Source organism: Methanohalophilus sp., from assembly GCF_030156785.1.
Lineage (GTDB): Archaea > Halobacteriota > Methanosarcinia > Methanosarcinales > Methanosarcinaceae > Methanohalophilus.
This window is the reverse complement of sequence record NZ_JASGLW010000002.1, coordinates 89,926-107,576: the sequence shown is the minus strand read 5'-3', so window position 1 is coordinate 107,576 and position 17,651 is coordinate 89,926. Positions and strand designations below refer to the sequence as shown.

The window sequence follows — 17,651 nt, the reverse complement described above, 5'->3', positions numbered from 1 at the left end:
GAACTTATCAAACCTTTCCTATTACCACAGCAAATAACTGGTAGGAAAATTAATGACCCCAAGATCATCAAGGTCTTTGTTTTAATTGTAGAGTGTAGATCGAGAGATATGAAAGAAGTTTATTTTAAACCATTCAAAGGAAAGTGATATTAACTTCCTGAAACATAGTTTTATTGGCAACAAAGAAAGGAGGTGAGATTTGTTGCAGTCTTTTATTGTAGAACATTATCTACAGAAAGAGATTGATGTCTATTGCGGGGGACCTGATATCTTTTCAGGAAAGGTAGAAGCATGCGCTGATGGCGTGCTAACTCTTGAAAAGGATGGAAAATACACCCACATTGCTATCCAGAAAATAGTGGCAATCTGGGAAGAAAAATAAGAAATTGGGCATGTTGCCGGAAAATCCGGCACAAGCCATATTTAATTGACTTCTGCAAACGCAAATTTATGCATTACTTTGGTGACTTTTATAGAGATTTCGTCTCCAACTTCGGTCCCAGGTACAAAGATCACAAAACCTTCAATACGGGCAATTCCGTCGCCTTTCTTGGCAATATCTTCAATTACAACATCATAGGATTCTCCAGCTTCCACTGGAGCAATAGGTTCATTACGTTCGAACAACTAAGTACACTTCCTTAAACAATTAAGCTCGCTGGGATGTAGCAAAACAGACATAGGTGAAAAACCACAATGGTAACCACAATGGTATATTACTAGCCGAAAAGCTTCCAATCCTGCGATAGCGTATACATGCATCTTTTACTATAAGAATCTTTTGCCCAAGAAAACGTAACCAGCAACATAATTATTTATGCCGTGGAAATATAGTATACAGATAACATGATAAGTAATTTTTAAGGATGCTGGCTGAATGCAAGAGCTACAGATCAAAGTTGAGAAAGCACATCCCATTGATTTTGGAAGGGGTATTATTCGCCTGGATCCAGACACACTCTTAAGCCTTCAACTTTCACCTGGGGACATCGTCCAGATTGAGGGCAAGCGGAATACTGCCGCGAAAGTCTGGCGTGCCGACAGACAGGATTGGGGTCAGGGAATCGCAAGAATTGATGGTTACACCAGACAGAATGCCGGAGTGGGAATAGGCGAGCGAGTGACAATCCGTAAAATCGAAGCAATTCCTGCTGAAAAAGTGCTTCTTGCACCTCCTGAGGGTGTAATGATGGAATTTGGGGAAAACACAGAATCCATCATTAAGCACAACATACTCAAAAGACCACTTGTTAAGGAAGATATAATACCTATTATCAGTTCCATGGGCCAATCCCATCCGGGAAGCCAGGCCATACCTCTTATCGCAATTGAAACCGAGCCTGAGGAAGGGGTACTTATTATTACTGAAAGAACCGAAATCCAGCTTCAGGAAAAACCAGTAATTGGATATGAGAATGCGACCCGGGGCATTACCTATGAAGATATTGGAGGACTCAGAGATGAAATCCAGCGTGTAAGAGAAATGATTGAGCTTCCACTGAAACATCATGAGCTTTTCCAGAGACTAAATATTGAACCTCCAAAAGGGGTTATTTTGTACGGACCCCCTGGCACTGGTAAGACACTCATTGCCAAAGCTGTTGCAAATGAGTCCCGAGCACATTTTCTCTACATTGCCGGTCCTGAAATTATGGGTAAATTCTATGGAGAAAGTGAGGAAAGATTGCGCAGGATTTTTGAAGAAGCGGACGAAAATACCCCATCCATTATTTTTATTGATGAAATCGACTCTATAGCACCAAAGCGTGAAAACGCGACAGGAGAAGTCGAGCGTAGGGTGGTCGCACAATTACTTACCCTGATGGATGGAATGGATGAACGCAAGGAAGTGGTTGTTATCGGTGCAACCAACCGTATTGATTCAATTGATCCTGCACTACGCCGCCCCGGTAGATTTGACCGCGAAATTGAAATCGGTGTTCCGGATTGTGATGACAGGCTCGAGATACTGCAAATTCACACACGTGGAATGCCTCTTTCCGAAGAAATCGATGAAGATTATTTACGTTATCTTGCAGAATACACACAGGGTTTTGTTGGGGCCGATATGCTTGCACTTGTTCAGGAAGCTTCAATGAGGGCGTTGCGACGCATACTTCCAGAAATCAACTTTGACGAAGAAAAGATTCCCGAAGAAGTACTTGAAAAACTTGAAGTCACGGCACAGGACTTTGAAGATGCACTCAAGGAAGTCGAACCTTCTGCAATGAGAGAAGTACTTGTTGAAATCCCGTCTGTTGGCTGGGATGATATCGGCGGGCTTGAAGATGCAGAACAAGAACTAAGGGAAACTGTGGAGTGGCCATTGAAATGGCCTGAAAAAATTGAAAAGATGGGAGTTAAACCCCCTACCGGTATTTTACTATATGGTCCACCCGGAACCGGAAAAACTCTTCTTGCACAGGCAGTAGCCAATGAAGCAAATGCAAATTTTATAAGCATTAAGGGTCCACAGATATTCTCAAAATATGTTGGCGAGTCAGAAAAAGCTATTCGGGAAATATTTAAGAAAGCCAGACAGGTTGCACCATGTATTATTTTCTTTGACGAAATAGATTCAATCGCATCTATCCGCCAGGGCGGTAGTGATGAAGGCGGAAGGGTAACTGAACAGGTTGTAAACCAGCTCTTAACTGAAATGGATGGGTTGGAGCCCCTTAATGAAGTCGTAGTCATAGCAGCTACAAACAGACCAGATCTTATCGACCCGGCACTGCTTCGTTCCGGAAGATTTGACAGGCTGGTAATGGCTACTCCAACAACACATGAAGGAAGAATAAGTATTTTCCAGATCCACACAAGAAACATGCCATTAGATGATGATGTGAATATTTCAGACCTTGCAGGCATGACTGAGGGATATGTTGGAGCTGACATCGAAGCCGTTTGCCGGGAAGCTGCAATGCTTGCCCTTCGAGAAAACTTTGATAATGACAAAGTAAGTCTCAGGCACTTCACACAGGCTTTTGAAAAAGTTAAGCCAACAGTTAATGAGGACATGATAGACTTTTATAATCGCTTGTCCCAGAAACTTAAAGGCGGTACACGAAAGACTGAAACTAGTTCATATACAGGATATATTTGAAGGAGAGGACTTATAAATGGTAAAGGTGTTTGCAAAAAACATTTCCAACAAACAGGTAATGGCAACAGACGGCACTGAAATTGGTATACTTAACAATGTTGTAATGGATATAAAAAGTGGAAAATTAGAAGATCTCATAATCAAACCTGATATTGGTCTTGACACATCCAAATATCCAATGGAAGGACAATACCTAAAGATCCCATTTAGAGCTGTCCGCTCCGTTAAAGATTACATTGTTGTGGACAGGGCATTTATTTCCGAACAGGCTTAAGCGATTAAACCTTCAGCCAGCAGGTATTCAAGTGCCTCTTGTGCTCCATCACCAAATGATGAAGAGGTTACCATATCTGCTACCTGAATCAGTTCATCCGATGCATTGCCAACAGCCACAGAAAAGCCTGCAATCTCACACATTTCAATATCGTTTACTGAATCGCCGATGGCAACAAAATCTTTTGTATCAATTTCCATTAATTCTGCCATTCGGGCAAGACCAGTACCTTTGTTAACATTCTTACTTTTTATGTGGATTGCAAATCCTGTATCAATAATTTCTACATTGTAATTGGAACCTGAAAGTGCTTCCTGAAGTTCTTCAACTGGTATACCCCTTTGGATAGTTATTTCAGTTTTACGGAGAAAGGGATCCAATCGAACAAGATCATATTTTGAAGACAACAGATCGAATGCAGCCTCACATTCCTCAATATTATCCGAAATATACGGCTTTGTATCGAAGGCCAATTGTAAAACTCCGCCATTCTCACTGATGACTTTTCCTTCCAAACCCATCAGCTTTGAGGCTGCAGAGGCATAACAAAGTACATTTCCGGTAGCCAGCACTACTGGTATTTCAAGGTTATAAAGAAGTTCGCAAGCCCCGTAGTGAAGCTTCCTGTCCATACCAGTGATTGTACCGTCTATATCCACAGCAAGTGCAGAGAACATGACATTAGCTCTAAGAAAAGGAATATGATAAAATTATCCCTGAATCATCCGTCTAGCAGACCATCTGTGGTAACTGCCACAATCGCTTCTCCGTCTGGAAGGCATGGAGAATCCACCAATTTGACAATTCTCTTATCGCCCTTAGATTTGCGTATATATATCCTGAAAGTTGCTGTATGACCCACGATATGCCCTCCGATTGGGCGAGTTGGATCACCAAAAAAAGCATCGGGCTTCGCCATCACCTGATTTGTCACCACCACACAGGCATTATTAAGATCACCAAATCTCTGGAGATCATGAAGGTGTTTATTCAGCTTTTGCTGTCGATCTGCAAGCGTACCTCTCCCCACATACTCAGCCCTGAAATGTGCTGTCAGTGAGTCTACAATCAACAAACGGACTGGTTTATCAGTATCTTTTAGTGCAGTTGCTTTTTCCGATGCGGCATCCGCAAGAAGAATCTGGTGATTGGAATTGTAAGCCCTCGCCACATGTATATTCCTGAGAAAATCTTCCGGGTCAAGATCAATTCCGTGTTTTAGGGCTGCACCTTCGACCATCTGTTTGATCCTCTCTGGCCTGAAAGTGTTTTCAGTATCAATTATGATAACTGAACCATTCAATCCGCCAAATTCTTCCGGAAGCTGGACATTAACAGCAAGCTGATGAGTAATCTGGGTTTTTCCTGATCCGAATTCACCATACAATTCAGTGATTGCCTGAGTTTCCACACCCCCACCAAGCATCTCATCAAATTCTACACAACCTGTAGAAAGTTTTCCTACTTTCTCTCGTCTTTCCATAACAAGATCGCCGGTTTCGAATCCGCCAATGTCTGCCGCACTTCTGGCGGCATTGATAATTTTAGCGGCTGTTGACTCTCCGATGTCTGCACTTGCCACAAGTTCAGCAGGAGAAGATACTGCAATCGCTTCCACGCTTGTGTAGCCTGCTTCCCGTAGTTTCTGGGCAGTTGCCGGACCAACATGATCCAGTTCTTCAAGTGATATCTCGCTCATTAAAATACCTCTTTTGGTGCACAATTTTTCGTCCTGGGTGCACTGTGATATGATTGAACTATCCACATTGCATTATATATATGTGACCAAAGCAACCTGAAAATATTCTGGCAAAAAGCGAATTATGAAAATTCAGCCCTTATTATCCGGTATTCCCTGATGAGCATCCATGAAGTAAGCACGAAAGCCAGTGTATCTGCTATCGGAAATGCCATCCACACCCCTTCAAGATCATATGCACGAGGCAAAAGAAACAGCAGAGGCAAAAGGAAAATGGTCTGTCTGGCCATTGAAAGAATAAATGAAGGGAGGGGCTTTCCCAAAGCCTGATACATTCCTGCACTCACAAACTGAATACCCAGAAGCGGCACAGCCAGAACCATTATTCTGGTTGCAGATACACCTACTTCAATAAGGTGTGTATCAGTTGTAAATATTGAAAACAGAAATGATGCCAGCGAATACAAGAGCACAAAATCAAAAATCGCAATCAGTGTGGAGATCCAGAGAGAAAGTCTGAGCGATTCCAATACCCTTTCAAAGTTTCGTGCACCATAATTAAACCCGATGATAGGTTGCATACCCTGCAATAGGCCAATAAGTGGCATCGAGGCAAAAACAAACAATCGGTTGAATATACCGTAAACAGCTATAGGAACATCCCCACCATATATTGCAAGAATATTGTTCACGAAAACTACTACAATACTCATTGAGGAATTACGGGTAAATGGAGCAAGCCCAAGCGCACAAACCTCTTTTAATATTGGTATATCGGGTCTGAGATCATGAGTTCTGAAAACAAGACTACTGTAACCTGACATGAAATATTTCACCAAGAAAAATGCAGAAGCAAAATAGGAGATTACAGTAGCAATTGCAGCTCCTCTGATACCCATTCCCAGTCCGAAAATAAATATCGGATCAAGAATTATGTTCAGTACGCCACTAAACACCATTGTTAACATGGCAACCCTTGCATTACCTTCAGATCGGGCCACATTATTTGCCACAAGGGAAAACATGAAGATCGGCGTTCCATAGAGCAATATTTGAAGGTATTCCCTTGCAAAAGGAAGAATTGTTGGAGTCGCTCCGAAAAGCTCCAGAATCGGAGTCATGAAAACAAGACCCATTATGGAAACTAGTGTACCGAGTACAATGGACATACCTATAATATTCCCAAAAGTCTTTTCAGCACCCTCAATGTCCTTTGAGCCCAATCTGCGGGAAATTATCGATGCCCCACCAAGTCCTATGGCAAGGGAAATTGCCATGCTTATCATCAAAACCGGAAAACTGACCGCAATTGCGGCAATACCCTGAACACTTGCATCCCCAAGAGCACGTCCTACAAAAATAGTATCGACTATGTTGTATAGACCACTCACCAGCATACCGACTGTCGCTGGAGCTGATAGCTTGAGCAAGAGCTTGCTTATTTTTTCTATACCCAGCATTTCACTTTGTGCTTTCATCCCACATTTCCTCACAAACGTTATTCACCATCTTTGCAAGCAGTTTAATAAAAGTGGCTTGCTCTTCATCTGAAAATCCTGTAAAAAGCTTCTTCCGACGCATAGCGGAGATTTTCATAACAATTTCCTGTAGCTCCAACCCTTTCTCAGTAAGGTAAACCCGTAAGGCCCTTTTGTCCGAATGATCCTGTACTCTTTCAACATACCCTTTTGAAGCCAGTTTTTGTACGGCTCTGGCGGCAGTAGCTCTGTTGACCAGAAACATTCTGGCAAGCTCTTCCTGATACAAGCCATCCTGATGGTAGAGAGCCATCAAAAAAGCAATTTGTCCACCACCTATCCCATATTCTTCGAGATGTTTTGCCATATATCCCAGATTATGTCTATGAAGAAAGGCAATCATGGCACTGGGGGAATATGAAGGGTCAGAAAAACTCATTGGTCGTTGCATAAACCATGTTGTATATAATTGTTGCGTATGCAACAATCTGCCATAAAGGCTATCAAAAAAGAAGACATCATGAGTCCTGATGCCACGAATAGCGGTAGGAGGAACTTTTGAATTCCTGCATGATGGACACAAACGGCTTTTGCGCAAGGCTTTTGAATTAGCGGAATCAGGGACTGTTGACATCGGTGTCACTTCCAATGCAATGGCACAAAAAAGGGGGCGGGAGATTCTTGATTATACAAAACGTCTTAAGCAGCTTAAAGACTACCTGGACCATATTCAGGTAAAAAAGGAATCCTACAGAATCCAGAAGCTTGAAGACCCTTATGGAACAACCCTGACTGATAATTATGATTACATCGTGGTCTCGCCTGAAACATATCCAGTTGCCCTCAAAATAAACGAAATTAGGAAGCAAAAGGGCCTTGATGAAATAACTATCGTCAAAATTGATTACGTACTTGCAGATGATGAAATCCCCATTTCTTCCACTAGAATTGTAAAAGGGGAAATAGATATTCACGGCCACCTCAAAGGGACAAGACTTTAATTTCTTTGCTTTCATATTATTTTCCCATGAGACGCGAATTCACAGATAGAGACATGGAAATTTTTAACAAGCTTGCTCCAGAAGCCGGGGGAAATAATATTTCATCTATGGGACATCCATTCCCGTTTATCCTGAGACCTGTTTCCCACAAATTCGCGGAATCCGCAGAAGATTTCAAGGAACGACTCTCACGGCTTTCCATGGAAGAAATTGAGTATCTTGCCGATCTTGTGATGGAAGGGACAGAAGAAATCCGTACACTGGAAGATGAGGACATTGACAGCTTTTTTGAAGTCGTTAGTGAAAAAGTATCTGCTGAAAAAGTTGAAGCACTCAAAAATAAACTCGGGATTTTTTAAAACATGCCACTCTTTTTTGGAACCGCAGGGACTCCTATTAGCGCAAAGGAAAAGGGAAGTATTGGAGGGATTAAGCGTATCCGGGAACTTGGTCTTAGTTGCATGGAACTTGAGTTTGTGCGCGGAGTGCGGATGAAGGAAGACACCGCCCGAAAGATAGCAGCTGTTGCCTCCGAGAATAAAGTGGCGTTGAGTGTTCATGCCCCATATTACGTTAATTTAAATTCCCGTGAACCTGAAAAAATTGAAGCAAGTATCAAACGCATTTATGATTCCGCCCGAATCGGAAGTCTTTGTGGTGCATCATCCATTGTTTTCCATCCTGCTTATTATCATGGAGAGACCAGTAGAATCGTTCTGGAAAAGGTTATCAGATCACTGAGAAAACTCAGGGAAATCTTTGAAGAAAAAGAAATTGATGTTATTCTTCGCCCCGAAACTACCGGGAAACCCAGCCAGTTTGGAACTCTTAAGGAAATACTGAATATGGCTGTTGAGGTGGAAGGTGTGATGCCATGCATTGATTTTGCACACCTGCATGCCCGTACTAATGGAGATATTAACACATACGAGGAGTTTGCAGCCTGCCTTTGTATTGTGGAAAACTACCTGGGAAAGCAAGGGCTGGCAGATATGCATATGCACATTTCAGGAATTAAATACAACTCAAAAGGGGAGGTAAAGCATCTAGTCCTGCAGGAATCTGATCTAAATTACCCTGCCCTTATGAAAGCATTGAAGGATTTCAACGTTGAAGGTCTTGTGATTTGTGAAAGTCCGAACCTTGAAGAAGACGCACTGCTTCTTCAGGAAACCTTTGAAAAGCAGTAAATCAGCTCTTTTTATATTGCTCACACACACTGAAGAAATTGTGGAATAATGCCTCACCACTTTTGGTATGTGCAACTTCAGGATGCCATTGTACACCATAAATTGGTTTATAAGGATGCTTCATGGCTTCCACCTCACATATATCCGAGCGTGCAAGCTATATGAATCCTTCAGGCATGACTGTAACCTCATCTGCATGAGATGCCCACGTCGTAATTTTTGGACCCAGACCTTTCAGGATATCATTTTCTTCGAGGATTTCAACATCAACATCAGCATAGCCGCCATATTTCCCTGAACCGGTGCTTCCCCCGAAAGAGAGAGCTATTAACTGGTGCCCGAGACAGATGCCAAGAATAGGAAGATCAATTTGTTTTACGTAGTCACTACAAAGACCAATCCGGTCCATGCTTGGACCACCGCTCAAAATTAATCCGTCCGGCTCCATTGCGTGGATTTCATCTATTGGAGTTGTATTGGGAATGATTTCTGTCTCCATGTCCAGATCGCGGACGGTGCGATGAATCAGATGACAAAACTGCCCGTAATTGTTGATAACAAGTATCTTCAACTTTTCCATGAATGGACTGAGGAATATAAAAATATATAATACATTTGCCTGCACAGCATCTGGTTAAACCAAATTTTGAAATTACAAACAAAAAACTTAAATATAACACTGTGTAACTATGTCACATACTGACACGGTGAAGGAGTTGGACATATGTCTGAACTGGGAAAGAATATTCGAATAGAAAGAATAATGGACAGAGATAGCAGAAACATGGTGATCATACCTATGGACCATGGATTGTCTGATGGCCCCATCAAAGGTGTAATCGACATAGCAGATTCCATAAACAAGGTTGCCGAAGGAGGAGCTAACGCTGTACTCATGCAGAAAGGAATGGTTCCTCACGGTCACAGGGGATACGGTCATGATGTGGGTTTGATTGTTCACATGAGTGCTTCCACATCACTGGGTCCCGACCCCAATGACAAGGTATTGGTCTGCACAGTTGAAGAAGCATCCAGAATGGGAGCGGACGCAGTTTCTGTGCATATAAATGTGGGATCTGAAACCGAATCCGAACAACTCAAGATACTGGGAGAAATAGCCAAACAATGTGATTACTGGGGAATCCCATTACTTGCAATGATGTACCCCAGAGGAAAGAAGGTCACTAATCCGCATGACCCCGAAATGGTAGCCCATGCAGCCCGTGTAGGTGCGGAACTGGGGGCTGACATCGTAAAGACCGTTTACACCGGAGATGAAGAATCATTTACCAGGGTAATAGAAGGCTGTCCAGTTCCTGTAGTTATTGCAGGAGGACCAAAGACCAACACCGACAGGGAATTCCTGGAGATGATCAGGGGAGCCATGGACGCCGGAGCCCGTGGTGTTGCAATTGGTAGAAACGTATTCCAGCATCCAAACCCTACAAAAATAACAAAAGCAATTACACATATAGTACATCAAAACAGTACTGTAGATGAAGCTTTAGAGATATTACGCTAAAAGGAGTCATCCTGATGAACAAGGAAGTATGGATACGTGCCGATGAAGGCGACTGGGAAAAGAAAAAGCAGCGCATCACAGCAGGTCTCGAGGCTGGTGTTTCATGCGTACTGGTATTACCGGAGGATGTTGACAAGGTAAAAGAGCTTGGAGATATTAAGATCGCCACTTTCTTTTCATCAGAGCCGTCAAATGCAGATATCATAGTAGTGGGTAAGGATAGTGAAGCAGATGGAACACTGCCCCTGCCCACAGATTTAAGTAATTCCCGGGATTTCGATATCATTGCACACCTCCGCCGGGAAAAGAAAACTGTTGCAGGCTTTTCCATAATACACGACAAAGCCCATGAAAAATTTGCTTCATCCCTTGGCAGGGTTTGTGATTACCTTATTGCAATCGGTACTGACTGGAAAGTCATCCCACTGGAAAACCTGATAGCATCACTGCAACCGGAAGACATGAAAATCATATCCGGTGTTCGCGATACCGACGAAGTCAGGCTTGCCCTTGAAACCATGGAGCATGGTGCAGACGGAGTATTGCTTGACACAGATAACCCCGATACCATTCGCAAATCTGTGGAAATTGCAGAAGAAGCAACTTCCGAGCGGCTGGAGCTTGAAGTTGCAAAGGTTACAAAGGTAGAACAGGTTGGAATGGGGGACCGTGTTTGTGTAGACACCTGCAGCCTCATGGGTACCGGAGAGGGAATGCTTGTAGGATGCGGTTCAGGTGGCATGTTTCTGGTTCATTCCGAATCAGAAGATAGTCCTTACGTTGCTTCCCGTCCATTCAGGGTTAATGCGGGAGCAGTTCATGCGTATGTTCAGACAGGCGGAAAAACACGATATCTTTGCGAACTAGAAGCTGGTGATGAGGTTGCAGTTGTAAATGCCGAAGGAAGGCAGCGTAGAGCTGTTGTGGGAAGAGTTAAAATTGAGCGGCGCCCACTCATGCTTGTAGAAGCCTGCACATCTGATGGCAAGACAATAAAAAACATCCTCCAGAATGCTGAGACAATCAAGCTCGTTTCAGGAGATGGAAAACCTGTTTCCGTAACCAGCCTCAAAGAGGGTGACGAGGTTATGGTCTATGTTGAGGAAAGCGGCAGGCATTTCGGGATGAAAGTAGAAGAAACAATCATCGAGAAATAAACATGCTGGAGTTACCCAAACACAATCGTGCCCTCATTGTTGCATCCATTGATAACAATCCATATTCACAAGCATTGGCCGCAAAAAATCTTGGTGCCGATGTTCTGGAACTCAGAATGGATCTCCTTGGAATTGACTCTGTGGATGCTGCCATCCTACTTAGAGAGCAAGTTTCATGCATTGGACTTCCATGTATTGCAACCAATCGAATACGTTCAGAGGGCGGTCACTGGGGAGGAAATGAAGAAAGCAGGCTGGAAATACTCGAAGGAATCCTTCCATACGTAGATGCAGTAGACATTGAAATGTCTGTTCCTGAGAAAAACAGGATTATCAAAAGTGCAAAAAGCAATCATGTAACGGTAATCATCTCGTCACACTTCTTTGACAGCACACCCCCAATGGAAAAAATAAATGAGATTTTCAGGAAAGGACATAAAGCAGGGGCTGATATCACAAAGATTGCCACAATGCCCAAATCACCTTCAGACGTCCTGAAGCTTCTGGAGGCAGCAAATTCTGCCGATAGTCCTGTATGCGCTATTGCAATGGGTAAAATTGGAAGTTACAGCCGGGTTGTAGGTGGGCTTTATGGATCAGTCCTCACATATGGCTGCATCGGAAAGGCCGTTGCACCGGGTCAGCTTAGAATTGACAAGCTTAAAGCTGCAATGGAGATGCTGCTGTGAAGGTTTTTGGCGTAATAGGAAATCCTGTAGAACATTCCCTTTCGCCTGCAATGCATAATGCTGCATTCCGTGAACTCGAAATGGATTGTGTCTATCACCCATTCAGGGTTGCCCCGGAGTACCTAGGGAATGCTATAAATGGAGCAAATGCCCTTGGTTTTGGAGGACTTAATGTCACCGTTCCACATAAGGAGCAAACACTGCATTTTGTGAAACCCGATGAACTTGCTCTCCAGATTGGTGCCGTAAACACCATTGACTTCAAAAATGGGATAAGAGGATACAATACCGATGGTCTGGGTGCTGAAAAAGCTCTGACAGAAAAGGGAATCCGCATCAAAGGTGCAAATATTTCGCTAGTTGGTGCCGGAGGAGCAGCAAAAGCTATAGCATATCATTTTTCAAATCTCGGTGCAAATATTGATATATTCAACCGCACGCTCCGGCGCGCAGAAGAACTTGCCCGTGTTGTAAATGGACATGCCCACGGATTGGACATTCTCGGGAAAAGCCTTGAAAACTGCGATATTCTGATTAACACCACTACAGTTGGAATGTATCCAAATTTATCCGAATCCGTTGTAACCCGTGAACAACTTCATTCGGATCTGGTTGTATTTGATATAGTTTACAATCCACTGGAAACAAAATTACTTCAGGAAGCTAGGGCTGTCGGTGCTAAAACAATTGACGGTGTTGGAATGCTGGTTCATCAGGGAGCCGAAGCATTCCGTATCTGGACTGGCCGCGATCCTCCGGTTGAAACCATGAGAAAAGCCGTATTGGAGGAACTTTCATGCAGATGCTGATCATTGGTGGTACAGGTGAAATGGGGCAATGGTTTGCAAAATTTTTCAAGAACGAAGGATACGATGTCTGGGTATCGGGACGCCGGGGGCGCGCTGATGTTGCGGAAAAACTAGAAGTTAATTTCACATCCTCTCCAAAAGAAATAATTCCAGATTGTGACATTGTTATTGTATCAGTTCCTATTGATATAACACCTGAAATTATACGGCAAGCTGCCCCACTCATGAAACCCGGTAGTTTGTTGATGGATCTTACATCCATTAAGAAAAAGCCGGTTGAAGCAATGATAGAAGCCTCACCAGAAGACGTTGAACTGCTGGGAACACACCCCATGTTTGGCCCCTCGATACCATCATTGCAAGGACAAACTTTTATCCTGACACCTGTGAAAAACAGATGCGAAAACTGGTTCCCGAAAATCCGTAAATTACTGGAAAAACAAGGTGCACACATCGAAATAATAACCCCGCAAGAACATGACCATATCGTATCAATCGTACAGGGATTGACTCATTTTGCCTACATCACAATTGGTGCAACCCTGAAAGAACTTGATTTTGATGTGCAGGGGTCACGTCGTTTCATGAGTCCTGTTTATGAGATTATGTTGGATTTTGTCGGGCGTATATTGGGACAGAACCCTTGGCTTTATGCACAAATACAAATGCAGAACCCTGAGATCCCGAATGTACACAGGACTTTCATAGAGCAATGTGAGAAACTCTCTCAGCTTGTTGTGGAAGAAAAAGCTGATGATTTCTGCAGGGTTATGAAAGATGCCTCAATTCATTTTGGAGATACAGTGGCTGCATTACATAGATCTGACAAGCTTATCAATGCAAAAGTAGCAGAATTTGAAGAGCTGGTTCACTCCATTGGAAAGGAAAGAGGGCTATACCATATTTACTCAGGTAAAACTCATATTGGGATTGTTGAGAAGGTCATGCCAAGATCGGTCACTATTTCAGAATCCGGAAAACTTGTGACCCTTAAAATTGAAAATGTACGCCTCCTGAGTTCCGATGAACTCAACAAATGGAAAAATGAGAATATTACAAGAAAGACCAGAGATATTTCCGCCTACATCCCCAATAATGCTGATCCTGATATTCTGTGCCAAATTCTCGAGAAAATAAGTGAGGGAATATCCTGTAAGGTACATGACATCTACAATAATCCTGAAGGACACATGAGTGTTACTTTTCGTTTGAGTATCCGTCAGGATATTGATGTAAACAAAATACAGATTGAAGCGGAAAAACTGCTTGAAGGCATAGGGTGTACCCTTCGCTAAAGCAAGGATTTATGTAAATCATATGCACTTTGTTTTGAAAAGAACATAAAATGGCGTGATGATGTGAAAGTGAAAAAGAAGAAACAAAATGATGCCGTATTACCGCATGTCTTCGGAAAAGACATCCGCGAATTCCTCAGGTATTACAAAGGTGGACTCCTTTTAATAGCTCTTCTGGGAATATATCTGGGGATACAGGGACTTTATCTGATTATTGTAGCAAAGGATTACATTCCCGGAATTTCCCTGTTTCTGGCAGCATTGCTAATATCTCCCCCACCTATTGGGATATCAAATATGGTGGCACAGCAGCTGAGAATTGAACTGACAATGGTCATGAAACTGGGATTTTCAACAATTTTGCTGGTGATAGCAGTGCTTACGCTCTGAATTTTGAGAGACATATAATGGAACTGACAAAAAGACATGTGTTTTCCCAAAAAACTCTGTAGAAATCGCCCTACGGATACACATATGAACAAATCTAACCACAGAAAACACAGAAGTCCACAGAGGAGATTTCAAGAGTCCTGAATGCTATTTGTGGGAGTTTTTGCCATCTCTTTGATCTCTGTGAATTCTGTGGTTTTATGTGAAGTATAAGTGTTCTACAAAACCAAACAACTATTAAAAAAAGAAAAAAGTATGATCAAGTAAAGCTCAAAGGAAGCTTACAAGATCTTCAAGTGCGCTTTTTGGATCTTCCGCCTTGACAATACCTGAAGCGAGCAAAACCCCATCTGTACCAAGTTCAAGGGCTGCTTTTACATCTTCCCCTTTTGAAATTCCAGCACCGCACAATACCTTTACATCTGAATTTATGCGCCGGACTGCACGCACTGACCCTTCCACAATCTCCGGGTCCGCTTTTGAAACCGGGATTCCGCTGCCGATGAGCCCCGGCGGTTCCACTGCCACATAATCCGGGGAAAGAGCCGCTGCTGCTGCAGTTGTTGGAATATTGTTGGTGCAGACAATTGAAGTCAAACCTTCAGCTTTTGCAGCGCTTACTGAAGCCTCAATATCTGCAAGCTTGAGACGGTGTTCTGAGTGGTTGATAAGGGTTCCGCAGGCACCTGCATCTTTTACACAGCGTGCAAGCACATGACCAGTATGGCTTCCTGGGGCCATTCCATCCAGATGCTGAGAATATACGGGAACATCCACCTCTGATGCCACACGATAGACATCGCAAAGCTGGGGTGCCACCGCAATGGTAACACCGGATGCCTTGGATACTTCCACACATGCTTTAGCTATTTTTACAGCTTTAGGTCCTGTTCCCTCCAAATAAGTCTTGAAGTTCACCACTATAAGCGGAACCTGCATTAACTCACCTCAGAAGTCAGTCATTACCCTGAACTGATCGATTTCAGGTTTACCTAGGGCTTCAATGAAGCGCTCGGTAGCCTGACGCACATCTTTGGCGTTGGTTATGGCACGTCCGACTACAAGGATATCTGCACCTGCTTTAAGAGCATCCGGTATAGTATCTACACGAATACCACCTGCAACAGCCACAAGCATCTTGGAGGATAGTGCTTTCATGTCATCGATGCTACCCCATGCGTGAGCCGTTTCCTCGATGTCAATCGCCCTGTGGAGCTCCACCACGTCAGGAAGCTCATCCAGCTGCTTGAGCACTGAAACCGGGTCTGGCTGGTTAAGTGTATCCATGACTGCATAGATACCGGTCTTGTGAGCTTCTGAAATTGCTTTGTTGAGGGTTGCAATGGGTGCAAGAGCTGAAATCACAATGGCATCTGCAGTAGCATCCGCAACCATTCTTGCTTCAAGGTTACCTGTGTCCAGTGTTTTCAGGTCCGCAACAATGAACGCATCAGGTTTGATTTCCCTGAGCTTTGTGATAACATCTACACCATACCTCTTGATCAAAGGCGTACCGGCTTCAAGAATCAGATGATCGCTCTTTGGAAGCTGCTTTACAATGCTGGTTACTACATCAATGTTGGGGTTATCCAGTGCAACCTGAAGGTATGGCGGGTCCCAGAGTCTTGATACCTTAAATCCCATGATAGCATGTGCCATCCTGTCTTTTTCCTCAAGAACCTTGTTAATGCTGGGAAATCCATTCATTGCTCGCTTGATCGCCAGTTTGGTGGCTCCGTAATTATATCTGTAAATACGGTTGTAATCCTGAGCATCGGGGTGGATGAAAACACTTGCAATAACAACAAGTTCTTCAGCTTTCTCTTTAGGGATCAAACCTTCCTCTACAGCATCGGCTACTGCCTTGGCCACTGCAGCCTGTGCAGGACCAAAAACCTGGGATGCCTGATCCATGTTCTTTACAGTGACCTTCGGAACAATGAGAGTTGAGGGTTTGGTAGGGAGATTTGGCCTGATTACCGAGAGTAATGGAGTGTGCCCTGCTGACAGCTGGGTCATCCCGGTAGCAAAGGCCTGTCCTACCGGACCTTCCTTCTCTCCGATCATAAGATCAATGTGGGCGAGCTCGGGGGCCTCGCCTATTAAAGCTTCTCCAATTAACATCATTGTATCAATTCGCTACATGTGTATGAATATATATATGGTTTCTGATGAGTCACAATTGAATATTGAAAAAATTATTTATTGATGAGCACAAATACAAACTACGTGACCTTAAAAACAGAAAATACCTTGATCAAAAATCCTCGAGTTCGTAATCTATTGGTGATTACTGCTTTGATCATTAGTTTTTTTGCTGCGTGGTTGCCTGATTTTGAATTTATTTTTGGAATGGAGCAGGGTCGTATAAGTTCCATGCTGGTTTTTGGAACATTTAATGGCTTTCTACTGGGGCCAATTGTCGGACCTATTGTGACAATTGTGGCAATGCTTCTGCATTTGCCAATAAACCCTGAATATCTGGGAAACAACCTATTTACGTACCTATCCCCTGGATTTATCGGTCTTGCATCAATAATAGCAGGATTGTGTGTTGCTGAAAAACAAAAATTTGCTTACTCTATCTTTGGTGCAGTGATTCTACTGTGGTTTATCACACCTGTTGGCTTTCAAGCTTATTCATACATCTGGTTCCATGTTCTAGTGCTCGCTTGCTGTGTCCTCGCTTCAAGAAAGCAGGCATTTTATCACGTCTCCAGAAGATGGCAAATCTTTGTATACTTATTCCTTGTATCGTTGCTTGCGGTTCTCGCGGATCATTTAATAGGGAGCATTATTGCTGCATTCGTCTTTGATCTGGATGCGAATGTGTATAAGGAAGTAATTTACTTATACCCGCTAGAGCGCCTGATACTTGCATTTTCAGCTGCAGTTTTCGGATATATAGTATTCATGCTGGTACAAGTACTCACCTCAGAAAATATCAGAGATAGAAAAGAACCATTTACAGATGTCAAAGACATTGTCGACTACATCGAAACCGATGTGAAAGCAATTCTCCATAAAGAGAGAAAGTAATC

At 43.1% G+C, this 17,651-nt stretch carries 20 protein-coding genes and 1 pseudogene; 13 read left to right on the top strand and 8 right to left on the bottom strand.

Annotation, left to right across the window (positions count from 1 at the left end):
* Positions 1–202 precede the first annotated feature (202 nt).
* The gene (locus tag PWQ49_RS01840) at positions 203–382 is read left to right on the top strand and encodes an MM0924 family protein (protein ID WP_300607004.1); all 180 of its coding nucleotides are present in this window, start codon (positions 203–205) and stop codon (positions 380–382) included.
* 41 nt (positions 383–423) lie between these two features.
* Here the strand turns inward: PWQ49_RS01840 and PWQ49_RS01835 are convergent, their stop codons facing one another.
* Positions 424–627, bottom strand: coding sequence for a TRAM domain-containing protein (locus PWQ49_RS01835; RefSeq protein WP_300607001.1), 204 nt, complete (start codon positions 625–627; stop codon positions 424–426).
* Positions 628–877: 250 nt separating this feature from the next.
* Here PWQ49_RS01835 and PWQ49_RS01830 point away from each other — a divergent pair, with 250 nt between their 5' ends.
* Positions 878–3,106 carry a CDC48 family AAA ATPase gene (locus PWQ49_RS01830; RefSeq protein WP_300607000.1) on the top strand — a complete coding sequence of 743 codons (2,229 nt, stop codon included), beginning with the start codon at positions 878–880 and terminating at the stop codon, positions 3,104–3,106.
* Between the two features lie 16 nt (positions 3,107–3,122).
* Positions 3,123–3,380: a PRC-barrel domain-containing protein gene (locus PWQ49_RS01825; protein WP_300606997.1), complete on the top strand. Its 258-nt coding sequence runs from the start codon at positions 3,123–3,125 to the stop codon at positions 3,378–3,380.
* On the opposite strand, the gene PWQ49_RS01820 is transcribed toward PWQ49_RS01825, so the two are convergent.
* The 4 genes from PWQ49_RS01820 to PWQ49_RS01805 form a co-directional block, all read right to left on the bottom strand.
* Positions 3,377–4,057 carry a phosphoglycolate phosphatase gene (locus tag PWQ49_RS01820; RefSeq protein WP_300606994.1) on the bottom strand — a complete coding sequence of 227 codons (681 nt, stop codon included), beginning with the start codon at positions 4,055–4,057 and terminating at the stop codon, positions 3,377–3,379. The genes PWQ49_RS01825 and PWQ49_RS01820 overlap by 4 nt on opposite strands.
* A gap of 44 nt (positions 4,058–4,101) precedes the next feature.
* Positions 4,102–5,079, bottom strand: coding sequence for a DNA repair and recombination protein RadA (gene radA, locus PWQ49_RS01815; RefSeq protein ID WP_300606991.1), 978 nt, complete (start codon positions 5,077–5,079; stop codon positions 4,102–4,104).
* Between the two features lie 122 nt (positions 5,080–5,201).
* Complete coding sequence (locus PWQ49_RS01810) at positions 5,202–6,557, bottom strand: MATE family efflux transporter (RefSeq protein WP_300606988.1); 1,356 nt, start codon at positions 6,555–6,557, stop codon at positions 5,202–5,204.
* Entirely contained in the window at positions 6,541–6,996 is a 456-nt protein-coding gene (locus PWQ49_RS01805) for a MarR family winged helix-turn-helix transcriptional regulator (protein WP_300606985.1), read from the bottom strand. The genes PWQ49_RS01810 and PWQ49_RS01805 overlap by 17 nt, the downstream gene beginning before the upstream one ends.
* Before the next feature lie 91 nt (positions 6,997–7,087).
* On the opposite strand from PWQ49_RS01805, the gene PWQ49_RS01800 reads away from it, so the two are divergent.
* From PWQ49_RS01800 to PWQ49_RS01790, 3 genes are read left to right on the top strand one after another with little or no spacing between them, the layout of a single operon-like run.
* A complete protein-coding gene (locus tag PWQ49_RS01800) occupies positions 7,088–7,558 on the top strand; it encodes a phosphopantetheine adenylyltransferase (protein WP_300606982.1) in 471 nt (156 codons plus the stop codon).
* 26 nt (positions 7,559–7,584) lie between these two features.
* Positions 7,585–7,917, top strand: coding sequence for a hypothetical protein (locus PWQ49_RS01795; RefSeq protein WP_300606979.1), 333 nt, complete (start codon positions 7,585–7,587; stop codon positions 7,915–7,917).
* Positions 7,918–7,920: 3 nt separating this feature from the next.
* Positions 7,921–8,748: a deoxyribonuclease IV gene (locus tag PWQ49_RS01790; protein WP_300606977.1), complete on the top strand. Its 828-nt coding sequence runs from the start codon at positions 7,921–7,923 to the stop codon at positions 8,746–8,748.
* A 1-nt stretch (position 8,749) separates the two neighbouring features.
* Here the strand turns inward: PWQ49_RS01790 and PWQ49_RS01785 are convergent.
* Positions 8,750–9,328 (bottom strand): annotated as a pseudogene (locus tag PWQ49_RS01785) (GMP synthase subunit A).
* A gap of 144 nt (positions 9,329–9,472) precedes the next feature.
* On the opposite strand from PWQ49_RS01785, the gene PWQ49_RS01780 reads away from it, so the two are divergent.
* From PWQ49_RS01780 to PWQ49_RS01755, 6 genes are all read left to right on the top strand, one after another.
* Positions 9,473–10,270 (top strand): 2-amino-3,7-dideoxy-D-threo-hept-6-ulosonate synthase, encoded by a 798-nt coding sequence (locus PWQ49_RS01780; RefSeq protein ID WP_300606974.1) that lies wholly within the window; start codon positions 9,473–9,475, stop codon positions 10,268–10,270.
* An 11-nt stretch (positions 10,271–10,281) separates the two neighbouring features.
* Positions 10,282–11,427, top strand: coding sequence for a 3-dehydroquinate synthase II (locus PWQ49_RS01775; protein ID WP_300607185.1), 1,146 nt, complete (start codon positions 10,282–10,284; stop codon positions 11,425–11,427).
* A gap of 2 nt (positions 11,428–11,429) precedes the next feature.
* On the top strand, positions 11,430–12,116 hold the full coding sequence (aroD, locus tag PWQ49_RS01770; RefSeq protein WP_300606971.1) for a type I 3-dehydroquinate dehydratase: 687 nt from the start codon (positions 11,430–11,432) through the stop codon (positions 12,114–12,116).
* Positions 12,113–12,925 (top strand): shikimate dehydrogenase, encoded by an 813-nt coding sequence (locus PWQ49_RS01765; protein ID WP_300606968.1) that lies wholly within the window; start codon positions 12,113–12,115, stop codon positions 12,923–12,925. Before aroD ends, PWQ49_RS01765 begins: the two co-directional genes overlap by 4 nt.
* A complete protein-coding gene (locus tag PWQ49_RS01760; protein WP_300606965.1) occupies positions 12,913–14,220 on the top strand; it encodes a prephenate dehydrogenase in 1,308 nt (435 codons plus the stop codon). Before PWQ49_RS01765 ends, PWQ49_RS01760 begins: the two co-directional genes overlap by 13 nt.
* A gap of 69 nt (positions 14,221–14,289) precedes the next feature.
* Positions 14,290–14,610, top strand: coding sequence for a hypothetical protein (locus PWQ49_RS01755; RefSeq protein WP_300606963.1), 321 nt, complete (start codon positions 14,290–14,292; stop codon positions 14,608–14,610).
* Positions 14,611–14,880: 270 nt separating this feature from the next.
* On the opposite strand, the gene tpiA is transcribed toward PWQ49_RS01755, so the two are convergent.
* Together tpiA and PWQ49_RS01745 are read right to left on the bottom strand one after the other, a co-directional pair.
* The gene (tpiA, locus tag PWQ49_RS01750; RefSeq protein WP_300606960.1) at positions 14,881–15,549 is read right to left on the bottom strand and encodes a triose-phosphate isomerase; all 669 of its coding nucleotides are present in this window, start codon (positions 15,547–15,549) and stop codon (positions 14,881–14,883) included.
* A 9-nt stretch (positions 15,550–15,558) separates the two neighbouring features.
* Positions 15,559–16,737 carry a bifunctional 5,6,7,8-tetrahydromethanopterin hydro-lyase/3-hexulose-6-phosphate synthase gene (locus PWQ49_RS01745; protein ID WP_300606957.1) on the bottom strand — a complete coding sequence of 393 codons (1,179 nt, stop codon included), beginning with the start codon at positions 16,735–16,737 and terminating at the stop codon, positions 15,559–15,561.
* 171 nt (positions 16,738–16,908) lie between these two features.
* Between PWQ49_RS01745 and PWQ49_RS01740 the strand changes: the two genes are divergently transcribed.
* On the top strand, positions 16,909–17,649 hold the full coding sequence (locus PWQ49_RS01740) for a hypothetical protein (RefSeq protein ID WP_300606955.1): 741 nt from the start codon (positions 16,909–16,911) through the stop codon (positions 17,647–17,649).
* Positions 17,650–17,651: the final 2 nt, after the last annotated feature.